Genomic DNA, 16247 nt, shown 5'->3' with positions numbered 1-16247 from the left:
GGACGAGCCCGTCGGCGGGGGTGAGAATGCGGCAACGCATCAGTCGAGGGACGGGGGAGTGGTGTAGCGGGTGGCCAGCGCGCCGAGCTGCTCGATGACCGTCCGCTTCCAGGTGCCGTCCTCGAACATCCGGCGCAGCGCCTCCTCGACCTGGTCACGCAGTGCGGCCGTCCCGGCGGCGATGCCGTACTTCTCGGTGGCCAGCGACCTGCCGCTGAAGCGGAACCTGCCGGGGTACTGCGCCGACAGCCCGGCGAGCACGGGGGCGTCGGCCACGATCGCGTCGGTACGGCCGGAGGCCAGCAGCGGCGCGCAGGCCGCGGGCAGGTTCGCCTCGGCGAGGAAGAACTGCCGCCACCGGGCGCCGAACCTCTTCACGAGCGGCTCGGCGGACTCCCGGGTGGCGCAGACGCGTTTGCGGGCGAGGTCGCGCGGGCGGCGGATGGACAGGTCGTCGGCGCGGACGAGGACGTCGGTGCTGGTGACGAGGTAGGGGCCGGCGACGTACCGCGAGCCCGGCGGGCCGGTGGCGCCGACGACGAGATCGGCCCGCGTGGGGTCGAGCGTGTAGACGACCTGGTCGTCGCGGTAGCCGAGCGCCCGGGCGACGTACTGCGCGACCTCGATGTCGAAACCGCTGTAGCGCCCGTCGGGGAGCCGGGTGACCAGGCCCGGCTGCCCGGGACGCACGCCGACCACGAGCGTGCCGTCGTTCCCGCATCCACCGGACAGGAACACGGCCGCCAGGACGCCGACCACGGCAACGCCACGCCACACGCGCTCAATATCGAGGTCGCCCGTGTCCCACCGCCAGCAGCGACACGGCAAAGATCCCTTGACCCGCGGCGTCCCGCAGGAGGGTCAGCGCATCAGCGCGACCTCGCCGCCCGCGGCCGCCTCGGCGGCGGCCGGGTCGGCCGCGACCTTGCGGCTGCGCCTGCTGCGCCGCTCCAGCCAGGTGGCGAGGTAGCCCAGCGCCAGGTTGATCGCGATGTAGACCACCGCGATGACGATGACCGAGGGGATCAGGTTGGCGTAGTTGGCCGGCACCACGCGGGCGCCCGCGTTCAGCAGGTCGGCGTACGCCACGACGAACCCGAGCGCGGTGTCCTTGAGCAGCACCACGAGCTGGCTGACGATCGCGGGCATCATCGCGGTGACCGCCTGCGGCAGCAGGATCAGCCGCATCACCTGGTTCTTGCGCAGGCCCATGGCGTACCCCGCCTCGGCCTGGCCGCGTGGCACGGCGAGGATGCCCGCGCGCACGATCTCGGCCAGGACCGACCCGTTGTAGACCGTGAGACCGAAGACCACGGCCGCGAACTCGGTCACGACCAGCCCGGCCAGGCTCCCGCCGTACTGCGCGAAGAAGATCAGCATGAGCACCGGGACCGCGCGGAAGGCCTCGACGACCACCGCGGCCGGGATCCGCACCCAGCGGTGGTCCGACAGGCGGGCGATGCCGAACACGGCCCCGAAGAGCAGCGCGAACACCGCGGCGACCGCGGCGGCGGCCAGCGTGTTGAGCAGCCCGGGCAGGATCAGCTCGGTCCAGGTGTCGGCCCGCAGGAACGGCTGCCACAGCTCGCCGTCCCACTGGCCCTTCTCGTCGAACTTCGTCCAGACGAAGTACGCGACCAGCAGCAGGACGACGCCGAACGCGAGCGTCAGCACGTTGTTGCGGAGGCGGGCGCGCGGGCCCGGGACGTCGTACAGGACGGTCGAGCCGCGCTCCGTCATCGGGCCACCGCCAGGAGCCGCGCCAGCCGGCCGGACAGCAGGTTCATGGGAAGGGTCAGCACGACGAACCCGGCGGCGAAGCCGAGGAAGATGGGAATGATCGCGTCTCCGTGGGCGTCGAACAGGTTCTTCATCCGCAGCGCCGCCTCCATGACGCCGATCGCGGCCGCGACCGTCGTGTTCTTGACCAGCGCGTTCAGCAGGCTCCCGAGCGGCGCGATGACCGTGCGCACCGCCTGGGGGAGGATCACCAGGCGGAGCGTCTGCAGGAACGTCAGCCCGATCGCCCGGGCCGCCTCCGCCTGCCCGAGCGGCACGGTGTTGATCCCGGACCTGACGACCTCGCACACGAAGGCGGAGGTGTAGGCGGACAACCCGATGATCGACAGCCAGAAGCTGTTGAGCGACAGGTCGTCCCGGGAGAACTGGACGTTCATCACCGTGCCCAGGCCGAGACCGCAGAACACGATGATCAGTGTGAGGGGCGTGTTGCGCAGCACGTTGACGTACAGCGCGCCCGCCCCCCGCAGCACCGGCAGCGGACTGACGCGCATGGCCGCCAGCACGATCCCCCAGACCAGCGAGATCACCCCGCTGACCACCGTGAGCTTCACCGTCAGCCAGAACGCGCCGAGGATGACGGGAAGCTCGTCGACGACGGCCTCCACCGTCTGCCTCCTTCCAGTGCCGCTATCGGTGCTCTAGTACCTTTCGACGGACGGCGGCGAGGTGAAGTACTTGCCGAACTCGCCCAGGTTGGCGTCGAGGGCCTTGCGCCAGCTGCCGTCCTGGAAGAACTTCTCGATCGCGTTGTTGATCGCGTCGCGGCCGGCCTTGTCGTCCATCTTGATGCCGATGCCGTACTTCTCCTCGCTGAACGGCTGGCCGATCAGCTTGAACTTGCCGGGGAACTGGGCGGCGAACCCGGCGAGGATCGTCGCGTCCGTGGAGATCGCGTCGACCTGGTTGTTCTCCAGCAGCGGCAGGCACGCGCCGTACCCCTGCTGCTGGGTGAGGTTCTTGGACTCCCACTCCGCCCCGAACTTGTCGGCGAGCCGCTTCGGCGACGACGAGCCCTGGGCGCCGCAGACCTTCTTGTCCTTGAGGGAGTCGACCCCGGTGATCGAGGTGTCGTCGGCGCGGACGAGGATGTCCTGGCCGGTCACCAGGTAGGGCCCGGCGAAGGAGATCTTCTTCTTGCGCTCGTCGGTGATGGAGTAGGTCGCCACGACCATGTCCACCTGGCCCTGCTGGATGAACGGCTCACGGTTGGCCGACTGGGCCTCCTTGAACGTGATCCCGCTCTCCGGCACGCCGAGTTCCTTGGCGACGTACCTCGCCACGTCGACGTCGAACCCGGCGTAGCTGCCGTCGGGCTTCTTCAGTCCCCAGCCCGGCTGGTCGATCTTGATGCCGATCACGAGCTTCTTGTCGTCCTTCGCCTTGTCGGCGATAGAGCTCGCCCCGGAGTTGCCGCAGGCTGTCAGGCCGGTGGCCAGGGCGGCCAGCGCGAGCAGGCCGGCTCCGAATCGCATCCGCGTCACCTTTCGCTTCTTGTGGAGCTTGTCGTGAGCTGGGATCAGTGAGTGAGGATCTTGGAGAGGAAGTCGCGGGCGCGCTCGGTGCTCGGCTGGGTGAAGAACTCCGAGGGCGACCCCTCCTCGATGATCTGGCCGTCGGCCATGAACACGATCCGGTTGGCCGCCCGGCGGGCGAAGCCCATCTCGTGGGTGACGACCATCATCGTCATGCCGTCCTTGGCCAGGCCGACCATCACGTCGAGCACTTCCTGGACCATCTCCGGGTCGAGGGCCGAGGTGGGCTCGTCGAAAAGGATCATCTTGGGGTCCATGGCCAGCGCGCGGGCGATGGCCGTGCGCTGCTGCTGGCCGCCGGACAACTGGGCGGGGTACTTGCCCGCCTGCGAGGCGATGCCGACCCGTTCGAGCAGTTCCATGCCCCGTTGCTCGGCCTGCTGCCGGGAAACCTTCCGCACCCTCATCGGGCCGAGCGTGACGTTCTCCAGGATCGTCTTGTGGGAGAAGAGGTTGAAGGACTGGAAGACCATCCCGACCTCGGACCGCAGGCGGGCCAGAGCCCTGCCCTCCGCGGGCAGTTCCCGGCCGTCGAAGACGATGGTCCCGGTGTCGATCGTCTCCAGCCGGTTGATCACCCGGCACAGCGTGGACTTGCCGCTGCCGGACGGGCCGATGACGACGACCACCTCGCCCCGGCCCACGCTCAGGTCGATGTCCCTGAGCACATGCAGGGGACCGAAATGCTTGTTGACTCCCTCCAGCCTGACAAGCGGGTCGGAACCACTGATCTCCGTCATGGTCAACAACGTAGGGGGGTCAATGTCGCCGAGTCACTAACGGGCCGGTACCGAATAGATCACATCCCGGCTGCTCAGGACATCCCTCCCGGTTTGTCCGTACGGCCCGCCCCATGCGGCCCGGGACACGGTCCCGCTTGGCTCCTGCCGACCTCTCATCGTGTAGGAGCGCAGATGCTGAAAAATCCGGATCTGTTTCGGAAGACGGTTGCGGGAGTGGCCATGCTGGCGTGGCCCGTCCTGCTGGGCCTGGCCTTCCTGACCTCGCCGCCGGGCACCGAGCACGATCCCGCGGTGTTCCGCGCCAGTCCGGTGCAGGTGCAGGCCAGCGCGCTGCTGTTCCAGTGGGCGACCGTCTGCCTCGTCCCGGTGGTCCTCGGGCTCGCCCACCTCCTCCGAACGCGGGCGCCGCGTATCGGCAACATCGGCGCGGCCGTCGGACTGACCGGCGCGGTCACCGCCACCTGCCTGTTCATGACCGACTTCTACGACCTGGCGCTGGCGCTCACCCTTCCGGACGCCCCGGCCGCCCGGGTGACCGAGGTGGCCGGCGCGCTCGGCGGGTTCGTGTACGGCATCCTCCTGCCGGGCTTCCTCCTCCACGTGGGCCTGCTGGTGCTCCTGACGGGCCTGGCGGCGGTGCGGCGTACGCCGTGGTGGGTCCCGGTGGCGGCGCTCGCGGGCGTCTGCGGGCCGTTCCTCACGATCGGGCAGCCGCCTGCCGTTCAGGCCATCGGATCGCTGTTCCACCTCGCCGCGTTCGGCGCGGTCGCGCTGAAGGTTCTGCGCATGCCCGTGGACGACTGGCGCGCCGCCTGAGCCGGGTTTCGCTCCTCTGGCTCCAATTTCGCTACCCCAGGTTGACCGCGTATATGCCTGCATGTCTATATAGACAGACGGGCAACAACGAAGGGGGCAGTCATGAGCGCGCTCGGGACGGTGCACAGAGCCGGGGACGGTCGCGTCGCCCTGCGATTCGAACGCAGGATCCGGCACCCGCAGGCCAAGGTCTGGCGCGCGATCACCGAGACCGGTCAGCTGCGTGCATGGTTCGTGCAGATCCTGGACTACGACCGGTTCCAGCTCGACCTCACCCCGGGCGCCAAGATCGCCTTCGTCGACCGGCAAGGGACGGTGATCGGCGAGGGTGAGGTCATCCGGGTCGATCCGCCGAAACTGCTGGAGTACACGTGGGACTCGGAGATCTTGCGCTGGGAGTTGGAGCCTGACGGCGACGACGGCTGCCGGCTGGTGTTCACGAACATCGTCGACGACCCCGGCGCCGCACCCGCGCTGGGCGCCGGCTGGCATGCCGGGCTGGACGCGCTGGAGGCCCTCCTGGACGGCCGCCCGGTCGAGCCCTCCGTGGGGCACGAGTTGCAGGCCACGTACCAGCGGGCCTTCGCGTGAAAACCGCCTTCGAGGTCCTGGCGGAGCCGAGGCGGCGGGAGATCCTCGACCTGCTGCGCGACGGTGAACTCCTGGCCGGAGACCTCGTCGGCCGGCTGGCCCTCACGCAGCCGACGGTGTCCAAGCACTTGAAGGTGCTGCGCGAGGCCGGCCTGGTCGAGGTGCGCAAGGAGGCGCAGCGACGCTGGTATCGGCTACGGCCCGAGCCGCTGGCGGACATCGACGCCTGGCTGGCGCCTTACCGGTGGTTGTGGAGCGATCGGCTTGACGCGCTCGAACGCCATCTCGACGGGACCCCGGACGACTGAGGCCGAGCGGCGGCGAGGAAACGGAATTCAAGCAGTCCGCCGGCCCGCGTCCTCGGCGCGAGGGCTGAAGATCAAGCTAGAGGCCCGACTCCCTGGCCCGCATGATCGCCTCGGCCCGGTCGGCCACGCGCAGCTTCGCGAAGATGCTGGACACGTGGTTGCGCACGGTCTTCTGGCTCAGCCCGAGCCGGGCCGCGATCTGAACGTTCGTCAGGTGGCCGGCGACCAGGCCCAGGATCTCGCGCTCACGCGGGGTGAGTTCGGGAAAGCTCGGCTCCGGCTTCCGGCCGAGATCGGAGAAGTAGCCCATCAGCCGTGCGGCGAGGGCGGGACCGAAGATCGCCTCCCCCTCGGCCACGGCCAGGATCGCACGCACGAGCTCGGCCCGCCGCGCGCCCTTGAGCACGTATCCGCGCGCCCCCGCGCGCAGTGCCGCGAAGACCGCGTCGTCGTCGTCCGCCATGCTGAGCACCAGGACCCGCACGTGCGGGTTGTCCCTCGTGATCCGCTCGGTCGCGGCCGCCCCGCCCATGCCCGGCATGGCGAGGTCCATCAGCACGACGTCGGGCTGCACGCGGGGGAGGAGGGCGAGGGCCTGCTCGCCGCTGGCCGCCTCGTCGGCGACCTCCACCTCCTCCAACGGCCGCAGGAGCGCGCGCAGCCCCGCCCTGAAGGCCGAGTGGTCGTCAACCAGCAGCACGCGGATCGGCTCCATCGCCCGCCTCCCGTCTCGTGTCCTGCGCCGTGTCCAGGGGTGGGTCCTGAGCCGTGTTCGCAGACGTGTTCTCGGCCCTGTTCTGGGTCGTGTGCTCGGCCGTGTTCTCGGCCGTGTTCCGGGAAGGAAGGCGGGCCAGCACCCGCGTCCCGCCACCGGGCCGCGGGCCGATCACGCAGGTGCCGCCGAGCTCGGCCGCCCGCTCGCGCATCGACGCCGTGCCGACTCCGCTCCCGCTGCCGTCCGCGTGCGGCTCGCCGCCTTCGTCGGCGACCTCCACTTCGAGCACGCCGCCGCCGGTCATGCCGAGCCGTACGCGCACCCGCCCGGCCCCGGCGTGGCGGCGCGCGTTCGCCAGCGCCTCGGCCGCGATCCGGTATGCCGCCACCTCGACGGCCGCGGGCAGTGCCGGAAGGGATCCGTCGATCTCGACGCCGATCTCGACGCCGGGCAGCCGGGCCGCGTGCGACCTGATCGCCCCGGCCAGGCCCAGCGTGTCGAGGGCCGGTGGCCGCAGCCCCTCCACCAGCGTCCGTACGTCGGCCGTCGCCGTGCGGGCGTCCGTCATGATCTCTTCGAGCATCGCCAGGGCGTCGGGGTCGCGCACCATGTCCTGCACGGCCTCCGCCCGCATGGTCAACGCGGCCAGGGTCGGCCCGAGACCGTCGTGCAGGTCGCGCCGCAGCCGCCGCCGCTCCTCCTCGCGGGCCGCCACCAGCCGTTCACGCGAGCGCTGCAGGTCCGCCGACAGCCGTACGGCGTGCACGGCGATCCCCGTCTGCCGGGCGAGGTCGGCGAGAACCCGGCGGTCTCTCGCCCCGAGCCCGCTCTCGCCGGGGCGCGGAGACAGGACCAGGTCGCCCACCGGCTCGCCCCGGTGCACGAGCGGCAGCCGTACGGCGCCGGAGGAGGGCACGCCGTACGCGTGGGTCGGCCCTCCGGCGACCTCGACCGCGACGTGCGGCAGGCGCAGCGCCTCCGCCACCGACCGGGCCGCCGCGGCCAGCACCGCACCCGGCTCCGCCGCCTCCTCCAGGCGCCTGCCCAGCAGGGCCAGCGCCGCGTACGGATCGTCGCGCCTGCCGTACATCACCAGATTGACGGCGCGTTGCAGCCGCTCGCGCAGCGGCGCGAAGACGAGGGCGACCACCCCGGCGGCGGCCACCGACACCGGCAGCCCGTCCGCCGCTCGGAACACGGCGCCGAGATAGGTGACCACAAGCAGGTAACCGCCGAACACGCACGCCGACAGCAGCACGTAGACGAGCGTGCGGTTGATGACGAGGTCGATGTCGAACAGGCCGTGCCGCAGCACCGCCACCGCGGCGGCGGCCGGGAGCAGGCAGGCCGCGAACGCCCCCATGAGCTCCCAGAACGGGCTGGTGATGGGCCAGATGGAGCGCGGGTCGCCGTCGGACAACCCGGCGGCAAGCCGCCCCGCGACGATCAGCCCGGCGAGCCCCGCGGCGTACCCAAGCCACTTGAGCTGGACCCGTTCGTTGGCGTCGCCGCGCCCGGCCCGGCGTACGAGCCCGGCCGCGCCGGCCACGAACAGGGCGCCCATGAGTCCGGTCGTCAGCGGCTCGACGAACGGGGAGACGGTGGCGAGCGCGGGCACCCCAAGGGGGTTCGGCAGCGGCGTGCCCCACCCGAGCTGGTGGCTGGGGCCGGGCAGCAGGGCGCTCAGCGCGGTCACCGCGACCGCGACCGCGGCGAGTGCCCACAGGGTCGCCCGCCACCCGGGCGACGACGGCCGTCCTGACGGGAAGAACGCCGGCACGGCGGCGGCGGACAGGTTGGCGGGGACCCACAGCCACGTCTGCGGCCAGGCCATCGGGGTCGCGAACGGCAGCCCGGCCAGCGCGTAGTGCCCGGTCGAGTCCAACAGCGCGAAGCACAGGCCGCAGGCCGCCATCAGCCACCCGACGGCGTTGCCCGGACGCTCGGCGGTGATCAGGCCGCCGACGAGCGCGCAGGCGGCGACGAAGAGGAGGTGGCTCTGGGCGAGCAACCCGGCGCCGCTGCGGTGACCGAACACCAGGGCCGCGGCGACCAGGAGCAGGCTGAGCACGCAGACCGCCCACGCCGTACGCCGCACTGCCCGCCTCCTTCGCGCGCCTCCAGCGCGACTACCGGGTGGGGCTCAGGCTAGCGACCGATATGCCCAGACGAACAGGACAATGTCCCAGGACGTTGTGCTAGGCAGCGGTATGTGTAGGAGGCTGTATCTCGTGGGGCTACGAACCGAACATGCCGGCGTGACCGGCATGGTGACCGCTTCGACCAGCCGCCTGAGGCGCTTCAGTGACAGGGAGGCGCAGGACGAACCGTGCTCCCCGTTCGCTGTCCTGGATGGTCAAGGTGCCCCGGTGTGCTTCTGCGATCTCCCGTGCGATCGCCAATCCCAATCCGGTCCCCCCTGTGTCCCGGTCGCGTGAGGCGTCCAGCCGGGTGAAGCGGTCGAAGACCGTCTCCCGGTGTTCGGGGGCGATTCCGGCGCCGTCGTCGAGGACCTCCAGCGTCGCCGTCGGCCCGTCGGCTCGCACGCTGACGGTGATCTGTGATGTGGCATGGCGTTCGGCGTTGTCGAGCAGGTTGACCAGGAGCCGGCTGATTCGCAGCGGGTCGCAGTCGACGAAGACGTTCTGCCGGAGATCCCTGACGATTTCCATTCGGTAGGCGCGGCGGTCGAGTTCGCTGCGCACCAGTTGGCCGAGGTCGGTCGGCCTGCGGTCGATGGGGGCGCGGGCGTCCAGCCTGGCCAGGGTCAGCAGGTCGGTCACGATCGCCTGAAGCCGGTCCACTCCGGTGAGCACCGCCGCGGTCATCTTCGGCCAGTCGGTGTCGTACGGGTGCATGAGCGCCTCCTCGAGTTGAGCCCGCATGGCGGTGAGAGGGCTGCGCAGGTCGTGAGAGGCGTCCGAGGTGAACTGCCGCAGTTGCTTGTAAGCGCCTTCGAGCCGGTCCAGGGTGTCGTTCACCGTTTCGGCCAGGAGGTTGATCTCTTGGTGGTTCTTTCCGGCCGTCGGGACCCTGCGGTGGAGGTCGGTGGCGGTGATCTCCGCGATTTCCGCGCGGATGGCGTCCACCGGGATGAGGTCCTTCTTGATCAGCCGGAAGGTCCCGGCTGCCGTCATCGCGGTCATCAGCAGGGACATGCCGATCGCGAAAGACAGCGCTGCGGTGTTCCCGTACCAGGGGACCGTGGGCGCCGCCACATACAGCAGCCAAGGCCCGTCCGGCTGATAGACCTTGAACGAGAAGACGGTCATGCAGCCCTTCAGCCCGGTCGGAGGGCACAGCACCCGCTCGGAATGCACGTTTCCGTTGGTGGCGTGGAAAGCGGCTATCGGGGGCTTGCCGGCGAGTTGCGGCGTCGCCGCGACGACCCGGTGCTGTGTGTCCAGGACCTGGATCGCCATGTCCTTGCCGGCCGGCAGCGCAGACGGGAGGAACCCCTGTCTGATCAGGGGCACCGTTCGGTCCCACGCTCCGGTGACTCGAGCCCGGGCCGCCTCGGCATCCTTGCTGCCCACGAAAACGAGGAAGAGCACACTGATCCCGGTGCACACCAGTGCCGCGACAGCGGAGTAACCGACCGTCCTGCGGACGAGGACGGATGATCGGTTCCAGTTCACCATCGGTAGAGGCCAATCCGTGGGGAGCGTGGGGTCAGTGCGCTCGGTCATGGTCCTGCGACCACTTCGGGAGACGAGCACGCGTATGCCAGGCGGCGCGGTCTGGCCGATGGCCTTCCATTCGCCTGGGATCTCGCTGGGAGGCGCCCGCTGCAGGGCAGTCGATCGCGGCGCTCCGTACCCCACAAGAGCACCACATGAATATGAATAGCTCAATAAAACGAACCTTTCGCTTTTCGCAAGCCTGGGTAATGAGAGATGACCCTGCCCTGACGGGCCCGGCCCGGCGTACCGCACGGCTCACACTCACGGGAACGCCACCGGTCTCCGGTACGGGCGGGGGTGGGGAAGCGCCTACCCTTGTAGTGCGATGACTGCGACCACACAGACTGCGACGACACGGGGCGCCGAGGGCGCGAGCCGGACCTACGAGGTGCGGACCTACGGCTGCCAGATGAACGTGCACGACTCGGAGCGGCTGTCCGGGCTGCTGGAGGACGCGGGATACGTCCGCGCGGCCGAAGGGGACACGCCGGACGTCGTCGTGTTCAACACCTGCGCCGTACGCGAGAACGCCGACAACCGGCTCTACGGCAACCTGGGCCACCTGCGGCCGATCAAGATGGCCCGCGAGGGCATGCAGATCGCGGTCGGCGGGTGCCTGGCGCAGAAGGACCAGGGCGAGATCGTCCGCCGGGCCCCCTGGGTGGACGTCGTCTTCGGCACCCACAACATCGGGTCGCTGCCGGTGCTGCTGGAGCGGGCCCGGATCGCCGAAGAGGCCCAGGTCGAGATCAAGGAGTCCCTGGAGACCTTCCCCTCCACGCTGCCGAGCCGCCGCGAGTCGGCCTACGCGGCCTGGGTGGCGATCTCGGTCGGGTGCAACAACACCTGCACGTTCTGCATCGTGCCGTCGCTGCGCGGCAAGGAGAAGGACCGCCGTCCCGGCGACATCCTCAGCGAGGTGCGCACGCTGGTCGACCAGGGCGTCCTGGAGATCACCCTGCTGGGCCAGAACGTCAACACCTACGGTGTGGAGTTCGGCGACCGGCTGGCGTTCGGCAAGCTGCTGCGGGCCTGCGGCGACGTCGAGGGCCTGGAGCGGGTCCGCTTCACCTCGCCCCACCCGGCCGCCTTCACCGACGACGTGATCGCCGCCATGGCCGAGACGCCGAACGTGATGCACCAGCTGCACATGCCGCTGCAGTCCGGCTCCGACCGCATCCTCAAGGCCATGCGCCGGTCGTACCGGTCCGAGCGCTACCTCGGGATCATCGAGCGGGTCCGGGCCGCCATGCCGGACGCCGCGATCTCGACCGACATCATCGTGGGCTTCCCCGGCGAGACCGAGGAGGACTTCCAGCAGACCCTCGACGTCGTGCGGCAGTCGCGTTTCGGCAACGCGTTCACGTTCCAGTACTCCATCCGCCCCGGCACCCCGGCGGCGACCATGGAGGACCAGGTGCCCAAGGCCGTCGTCCAGGAGCGGTACGAGCGCCTGGTCGCCCTCCAGGAGGAGATCTCCTGGGAGGAGAACAAGAAGCAGGTCGGGCGCACCCTGGAGGTGCTGGTCGCCGAGGGCGAGGGCCGCAAGGACGACGCCACCCACCGCCTGTCCGGCCGCGCGGCCGACAACCGTCTCGTCCACCTCGCCGCCGCCGACGCCCGCCCGGGCGACATGGTCACGGTCGAGGTCACCTACGCCGCACCGCACCACCTGGTGGCCGACAAGGTCCTGTCCGTACGGCCGACCCGCGCGGGCGACGCGTGGGAGGCGCGGCAGGCCGCCCCGCAGCAGGGCAGCGCGGTCAACCTGGGAATGCCCACCATCGGCCGTCCCGCTCCGCTCCCCGCAGAGCCGTCCGCCTGCTCGGCCGTCTGACGCGCAGGGCTTCCCGGATCAACCGCTGAGGCGGCGCAGGACCTCGTAGCAGTAGTCGCGCTGCAGGTCGTCGTCGAACTGCAGGCAGGGGTCCTGGACCCGGGCGCGTGCCGCGCCGTCCGCCCCGGCACGGGGCACGGCCGTGCTGCGCGTGCCCGTGTCCCGGGCCGCCGTCTCCTTGGTCGCCGTGTCCTCGGCCGCCGAGTCGCCGGTCGCAGGGCCCCGTACGGCCGGCTCCCGCGTGCCCGGCGAAGCCTTCCGGGCGGGTCGCGGCCGGTGCGCCTCCCGCGTCCCGGTGCGGCCTGCCGTATCGGTGGAGTCGCTTCCGCCGCGCCGGGCCGACGAGGGCGGCCGGGACCGGGAGGAGGGGTTCGCCGTCCGGGCAGAGCGCTCGGGTGACCGCGACGCTCCGGTCTCGTGACCGGGCGGCAGCGCGCCGCGTCGACGTGCCGGCCGTTTTCGCTCCGGTTGTTCTCTCTCTGGTTGTTCTCCCTTTGGGCCGTCTCGCGTCGCCACTTCTTCGGCCGGCTCCCCCCTGTGCTCGACCGCGCGTTCCGGTTCCGTTTCCGGCCGCTCGGATGCCGGAGAAAAGAAGGGGCCGGCAGCGGGAAATCCCGGCGCGGGACGTGCCGATGTGGCCGGGGTGCCCAGTCGGGCGGCTACCGGCCGGGCGGCGGAGGGCGCCGGGTCCCGCCCGGACAGGACGGCCAGGACGACGCCGAGCCCGGCGATCGCGGTCACGCCGATCACGCCCGTCAGGGCGAGGACGGGATGACCGTCGCGTCGGTGCCGTGGGGTGGGGGAGAAATCCGGCAAGGTCGTGTTCTTCCATGCGGCGGTCAGTTGTTTCCGATTTCTCAGTCTGCCCGCCGCGTATGAAATTCAGCGGCGGTTCCACCGATTTCCGGGAACTCCAAATATGCCGCCCGGCCTTATTTGAGGAAATATCACGAATAGCGGCAAATCTTTGGCGGAGCCGCGCTTTATCAGATGAGGGCGATGGCGGCGGGGGCACGTGCGGCAGGGCCCGATCGCCCGACACGTCTTAGCATCGGCGGTGTGTCCGTTCGTGAGCTGGTCGTCCTCGGCACCTCGAGTGCGGTGCCCACCCGTCACCGCAACCACAACGGTTACCTGCTGCGCTGGGACGGCGAGGGGTTCCTGTTCGATCCGGGGGAGGGCACGCAGCGGCAGATGCTGCACGCCGGGGTGAGCGCGCACGACATCACCTGGATCTGCGTCACCCACTTCCACGGCGACCACTGCCTGGGGGTGCCCGGCGTGGTCCAGCGGATCGCCAGGGACAAGGTGAACCACGAGGTGCGGGCGGCCTACCCCGCGAGCGGCGAGACGTACTGGCGCAGGCTGCGCAATGCGTCAGCCTTCGCCGACACCGACGTGATCGCGCCCCGCCCCGTCTCCGGCGAGGTGGTCCGGTGGCCGGCGGGCCCCGTGACGCTGACCGCGCGGCCGCTGTCGCATCCCGTCCAGTCGTACGGCTACCGCGTGGACGAGCCGGACGGGCGCCGCATGCTGCCCGAGGAACTGGCCAGGCGCGGCGTGCGCGGTCCGATGATCGGGGAGCTCCAGCGGCACGGCTCGCTGACGATGCCGGACGGCTCGACGGTCACGCTGGACGAGTGCAGCGCCCCCAGGCCTGGACAGAGCGCCGCCTTCGTGATGGACACCCGGCTGTGCGACGGAGCGTTCGCCCTGGCCGACGGCGTCGACCTGCTGGTGATCGAGTCGACGTTCCTGTCGGACGAGAGCGCGATGGCCGCGCAGTACGGGCACCTGACGGCGGCCCAGGCGGGTCAGGTCGCGGCGGCCTGCGGGGTGCGGCGGCTGGTGCTCACGCACTTCTCCGAGCGCTACACGACGGCGGACGAGCCGCGCTTCGTGGACGAGGTGCGCAAGTCCTATGCGGGGGACGTCGTGACGGCGCGCGACCTCATGCGCGTCCCCGTGCCGAAGCGTGCCGACTACCAGGTCCAGCGGGCGACGAAGTAGCCCACGCCGTACGGCGCGTCGTCGTACAGCAGCTCGGCGGCCGGCGGGGGCGCCCCGTGCGCGGCGCCGCCGAGCACCTGGAGGGCCGCCCGGCCCGCCGCCCACAGCTCCCGCGCCTCGTCGGGGTCGAGGCCCAGCAGACGACCGGTGTCGCCCGAGTCGAGCGCGCCGGCGAGCACCTCGTCGTACGGCACGGCGTCGGGATGGATGTAACCCGGTGCCTTCTCGGTGCGCCGGGCCGAGCCGTCGCCCATGACCAGCAGCGCCACCCGCCGCGCCGACTCCGCCAGGCGGCGGCCCAGCGCGGCGCACTCGGCCGGCGACGCGTCGAATCCGACCGCCTCGAACCGCAGCGCGGGCAGGCCGTCCCCGGACGCGTGCCCCCGCTCAAGCAGCCAGCGGCCGATCGTGAGCGACAGGGGCAGGACGAGATCCCCCGGACCGACCCGGACGTCGGGGCCCCACGGGCGCAGCGTCCCCGCGGCGTCCCCGGGGAAGGACGCGGTGAGTTCCGCCCCACCGGTCACGGCCAGCACGTCGGGGCGGGCGTCCAGAAGCGAGCCGACCGCCGCGGCGCAGGCCGCGCGCAGGTCGTCGAGTTCGGGTGCGGCGGCCCCGGCGACCTGCGGGACGAGCAGCGGAGGATGCGGGCAGACGGCAGCGGCGACCAGCACCCGATCACCCTACCCCCCCGGGGCGCGCGCAGAATGGGACACATGGACAGCAGCACGGTGGCGTTCGCGACCGTACCGACCAGGCTGGGCGACGTCCTCGCCGCCGTCACCGAGGACGGGGTCGCCGCGACGGACTTCAGGGACGGCCCCCTGCTCAGGGAGCGCATCGCCGATCGCCTCGGGATGGCCGTCGCCGACGACCCGGTGCGTACGGCTTCCGTCGGCGAGGAGCTGGCGGCGTACTTCCGGGGCGAGCTGAAGGAGTTCCGCGTCCCGGTGGACTGGCGGCTCATGTCGTCGCTCCAGCGGCAGGTCCTCGGCACGTTGTTCGCCACAGTCCCGTACGGCGAGGTGGTGACGTACGGGGAGCTGGCGGCGCGGAGCGGCACGGGGGTCCCGGCGCGGGCCATCGGCTCGATCATGGGCGCCAACCCGATCCCGATCATCGTGCCGTGCCACCGGGTCGTCGCGAGCAACGGGCTCGGCGGCTTCAGCGGCGGCGAGGGAGTGGAGTCCAAGCGGTGGCTGCTCACCCTCGAAGGCCACCTGCCGCCCACCCTCGACTGGGACATGTGACCTCCCCGCCGCTGGGACACTGGAGGGTGTGGGGCAGCTACCTGTGATCGCCGTCGTGGGCGCGACCGCGGCGGGCAAGTCCGATCTGGCCGTCGAACTCGCGCTCCGCCTGGGCGGCGAAGTGATCAACACCGACTCCATGCAGCTCTACGAGGGCATGGACATCGGGACGGCCAAGCTCTCGGCGCGGGAGCGGCGCGGCGTCCCCCACCACCTGCTGGACATCTGGCCGGTGACGCGGACCGCCAGCGTGGCCGAGTATCAGCGGCTCGTCCGCCCCCTGATCGACGACCTGCGCTCCAGCGGCCGGGTGCCCGTGCTGGCGGGCGGCTCCGGGCTCTACGTCCGCGCCGCGATCGACGACCTGGAGTTCCCGGGGACCGACCCGGACGCGCGGGCCAGGCTGGAGAAGGAGCTCGCCGAGACCGGCCCGGCGCCCCTCTACGAACGGCTCAAGGGCCTCGACCCGGTGGCCGCGGAGAACATCCTGCCGAGCAACGGCCGCAGGATCGTCCGCGCGCTGGAGGTCATCGAGCTGTCCGGGCGGCCGTTCTCCGCCACGATGCCGTCGTACGACGCGGTCTACGACAGCGTGCAGATCGGCGTCGAGGTGCCGCGGCCGGTCCTGGACGAGCGGATCGAGCGCCGGGTCGCCCTCATGTGGGAGGCCGGGCTGGTGGACGAGGTGCGCGCGCTCGCCGCGCGCGGCCTGGCCGACGGCAGGACCGCGAGCCGGGCGCTCGGATACGCGCAGGTGCTGCGGTTCCTCGCGGGGGAGTGGACCGAGGAGCAGGCGCGGGAGGAGACGGTGCGGGCCACCCGCAGGTTCGCCCGGCGGCAGGAGTCGTGGTTCCGCCGCGACCCCCGGGTGGTGTGGCTGCCGTTCGACGCGCCCGATCTGGCCGACCGGGCGATCGGCGTGATCACGGGTGCCTCCTAGACTTCTGCCATGCGGTTTG

At 71.2% G+C, this 16247-nt stretch carries 17 protein-coding genes; 8 read left to right on the top strand and 9 right to left on the bottom strand.

From position 1 onward, the window contains the following. Positions 1-39: 39 nt before the first annotated feature. From ACQEVJ_RS33085 to ACQEVJ_RS33065, 5 genes are all read right to left on the bottom strand, one after another. Positions 40-777: a transporter substrate-binding domain-containing protein gene (locus ACQEVJ_RS33085; RefSeq protein ID WP_433107926.1), complete on the bottom strand. Its 738-nt coding sequence runs from the start codon at positions 775-777 to the stop codon at positions 40-42. An 84-nt stretch (positions 778-861) separates the two neighbouring features. Next, positions 862-1740 carry an amino acid ABC transporter permease gene (locus ACQEVJ_RS33080; RefSeq protein WP_433107924.1) on the bottom strand — a complete coding sequence of 293 codons (879 nt, stop codon included), beginning with the start codon at positions 1738-1740 and terminating at the stop codon, positions 862-864. After that, entirely contained in the window at positions 1737-2408 is a 672-nt protein-coding gene (locus ACQEVJ_RS33075; protein WP_433107922.1) for an amino acid ABC transporter permease, read from the bottom strand. Before ACQEVJ_RS33075 ends, ACQEVJ_RS33080 begins: the two co-directional genes overlap by 4 nt. A gap of 33 nt (positions 2409-2441) precedes the next feature. After that, positions 2442-3275: a glutamate ABC transporter substrate-binding protein gene (locus ACQEVJ_RS33070; RefSeq protein ID WP_433107920.1), complete on the bottom strand. Its 834-nt coding sequence runs from the start codon at positions 3273-3275 to the stop codon at positions 2442-2444. 44 nt (positions 3276-3319) lie between these two features. After that, complete coding sequence (locus ACQEVJ_RS33065; protein WP_433107918.1) at positions 3320-4075, bottom strand: amino acid ABC transporter ATP-binding protein; 756 nt, start codon at positions 4073-4075, stop codon at positions 3320-3322. A 222-nt stretch (positions 4076-4297) separates the two neighbouring features. Between ACQEVJ_RS33065 and ACQEVJ_RS33060 the strand changes: the two genes are divergently transcribed. From ACQEVJ_RS33060 to ACQEVJ_RS33050, 3 genes are all read left to right on the top strand, one after another. Continuing rightward, the gene (locus tag ACQEVJ_RS33060) at positions 4298-4894 is read left to right on the top strand and encodes a hypothetical protein (RefSeq protein ID WP_433107916.1); all 597 of its coding nucleotides are present in this window, start codon (positions 4298-4300) and stop codon (positions 4892-4894) included. A 102-nt stretch (positions 4895-4996) separates the two neighbouring features. Then, positions 4997-5485, top strand: a complete 489-nt coding sequence (locus ACQEVJ_RS33055; RefSeq protein WP_433107914.1) for an SRPBCC family protein — start codon at positions 4997-4999, stop codon at positions 5483-5485. After that, positions 5482-5793: an ArsR/SmtB family transcription factor gene (locus tag ACQEVJ_RS33050; RefSeq protein WP_433107912.1), complete on the top strand. Its 312-nt coding sequence runs from the start codon at positions 5482-5484 to the stop codon at positions 5791-5793. Before ACQEVJ_RS33055 ends, ACQEVJ_RS33050 begins: the two co-directional genes overlap by 4 nt. Positions 5794-5869: 76 nt before the next feature. On the opposite strand, the gene ACQEVJ_RS33045 is transcribed toward ACQEVJ_RS33050, so the two are convergent. The 3 genes from ACQEVJ_RS33045 to ACQEVJ_RS33035 all read right to left on the bottom strand — a co-directional run bounded on the left by ACQEVJ_RS33045 (position 5870) and on the right by ACQEVJ_RS33035 (position 9984). After that, on the bottom strand, positions 5870-6508 hold the full coding sequence (locus ACQEVJ_RS33045; RefSeq protein ID WP_433107910.1) for a response regulator: 639 nt from the start codon (positions 6506-6508) through the stop codon (positions 5870-5872). Beyond that, positions 6480-8606, bottom strand: a complete 2127-nt coding sequence (locus ACQEVJ_RS33040) for a sensor histidine kinase (RefSeq protein ID WP_433107908.1) — start codon at positions 8604-8606, stop codon at positions 6480-6482. Before ACQEVJ_RS33040 ends, ACQEVJ_RS33045 begins: the two co-directional genes overlap by 29 nt. Before the next feature lie 139 nt (positions 8607-8745). Next, on the bottom strand, positions 8746-9984 hold the full coding sequence (locus ACQEVJ_RS33035) for a sensor histidine kinase (protein WP_433107906.1): 1239 nt from the start codon (positions 9982-9984) through the stop codon (positions 8746-8748). A gap of 595 nt (positions 9985-10579) precedes the next feature. Between ACQEVJ_RS33035 and miaB the strand changes: the two genes are divergently transcribed. From miaB to ACQEVJ_RS33020, 3 genes are all read left to right on the top strand, one after another. Next, positions 10580-12028 (top strand): tRNA (N6-isopentenyl adenosine(37)-C2)-methylthiotransferase MiaB, encoded by a 1449-nt coding sequence (gene miaB / locus ACQEVJ_RS33030; RefSeq protein ID WP_433113111.1) that lies wholly within the window; start codon positions 10580-10582, stop codon positions 12026-12028. Positions 12029-12170: 142 nt separating this feature from the next. After that, the gene (locus tag ACQEVJ_RS33025) at positions 12171-12449 is read left to right on the top strand and encodes a hypothetical protein (RefSeq protein ID WP_433107904.1); all 279 of its coding nucleotides are present in this window, start codon (positions 12171-12173) and stop codon (positions 12447-12449) included. 638 nt (positions 12450-13087) lie between these two features. After that, the gene (locus ACQEVJ_RS33020) at positions 13088-14038 is read left to right on the top strand and encodes a ribonuclease Z (RefSeq protein WP_433107902.1); all 951 of its coding nucleotides are present in this window, start codon (positions 13088-13090) and stop codon (positions 14036-14038) included. Here the strand turns inward: ACQEVJ_RS33020 and ACQEVJ_RS33015 are convergent. Beyond that, a complete protein-coding gene (locus tag ACQEVJ_RS33015) occupies positions 14011-14712 on the bottom strand; it encodes a class III extradiol dioxygenase subunit B-like domain-containing protein (RefSeq protein WP_433107900.1) in 702 nt (233 codons plus the stop codon). The two genes, ACQEVJ_RS33020 and ACQEVJ_RS33015, sit on opposite strands and share 28 nt — an antisense overlap. A 42-nt stretch (positions 14713-14754) precedes the next feature. Between ACQEVJ_RS33015 and ACQEVJ_RS33010 the strand changes: the two genes are divergently transcribed. Next, the gene (locus ACQEVJ_RS33010) at positions 14755-15288 is read left to right on the top strand and encodes a methylated-DNA--[protein]-cysteine S-methyltransferase (RefSeq protein ID WP_433107898.1); all 534 of its coding nucleotides are present in this window, start codon (positions 14755-14757) and stop codon (positions 15286-15288) included. 28 nt (positions 15289-15316) lie between these two features. Next, entirely contained in the window at positions 15317-16228 is a 912-nt protein-coding gene (gene miaA, locus ACQEVJ_RS33005) for a tRNA (adenosine(37)-N6)-dimethylallyltransferase MiaA (protein ID WP_433107896.1), read from the top strand. Positions 16229-16247: the final 19 nt, after the last annotated feature.

Source organism: Microbispora sp. CA-102843, from assembly GCF_050936215.1.
GTDB lineage: Bacteria > Actinomycetota > Actinomycetes > Streptosporangiales > Streptosporangiaceae > Microbispora.
This window is presented reverse-complemented; position numbering and strand designations above follow the sequence as displayed.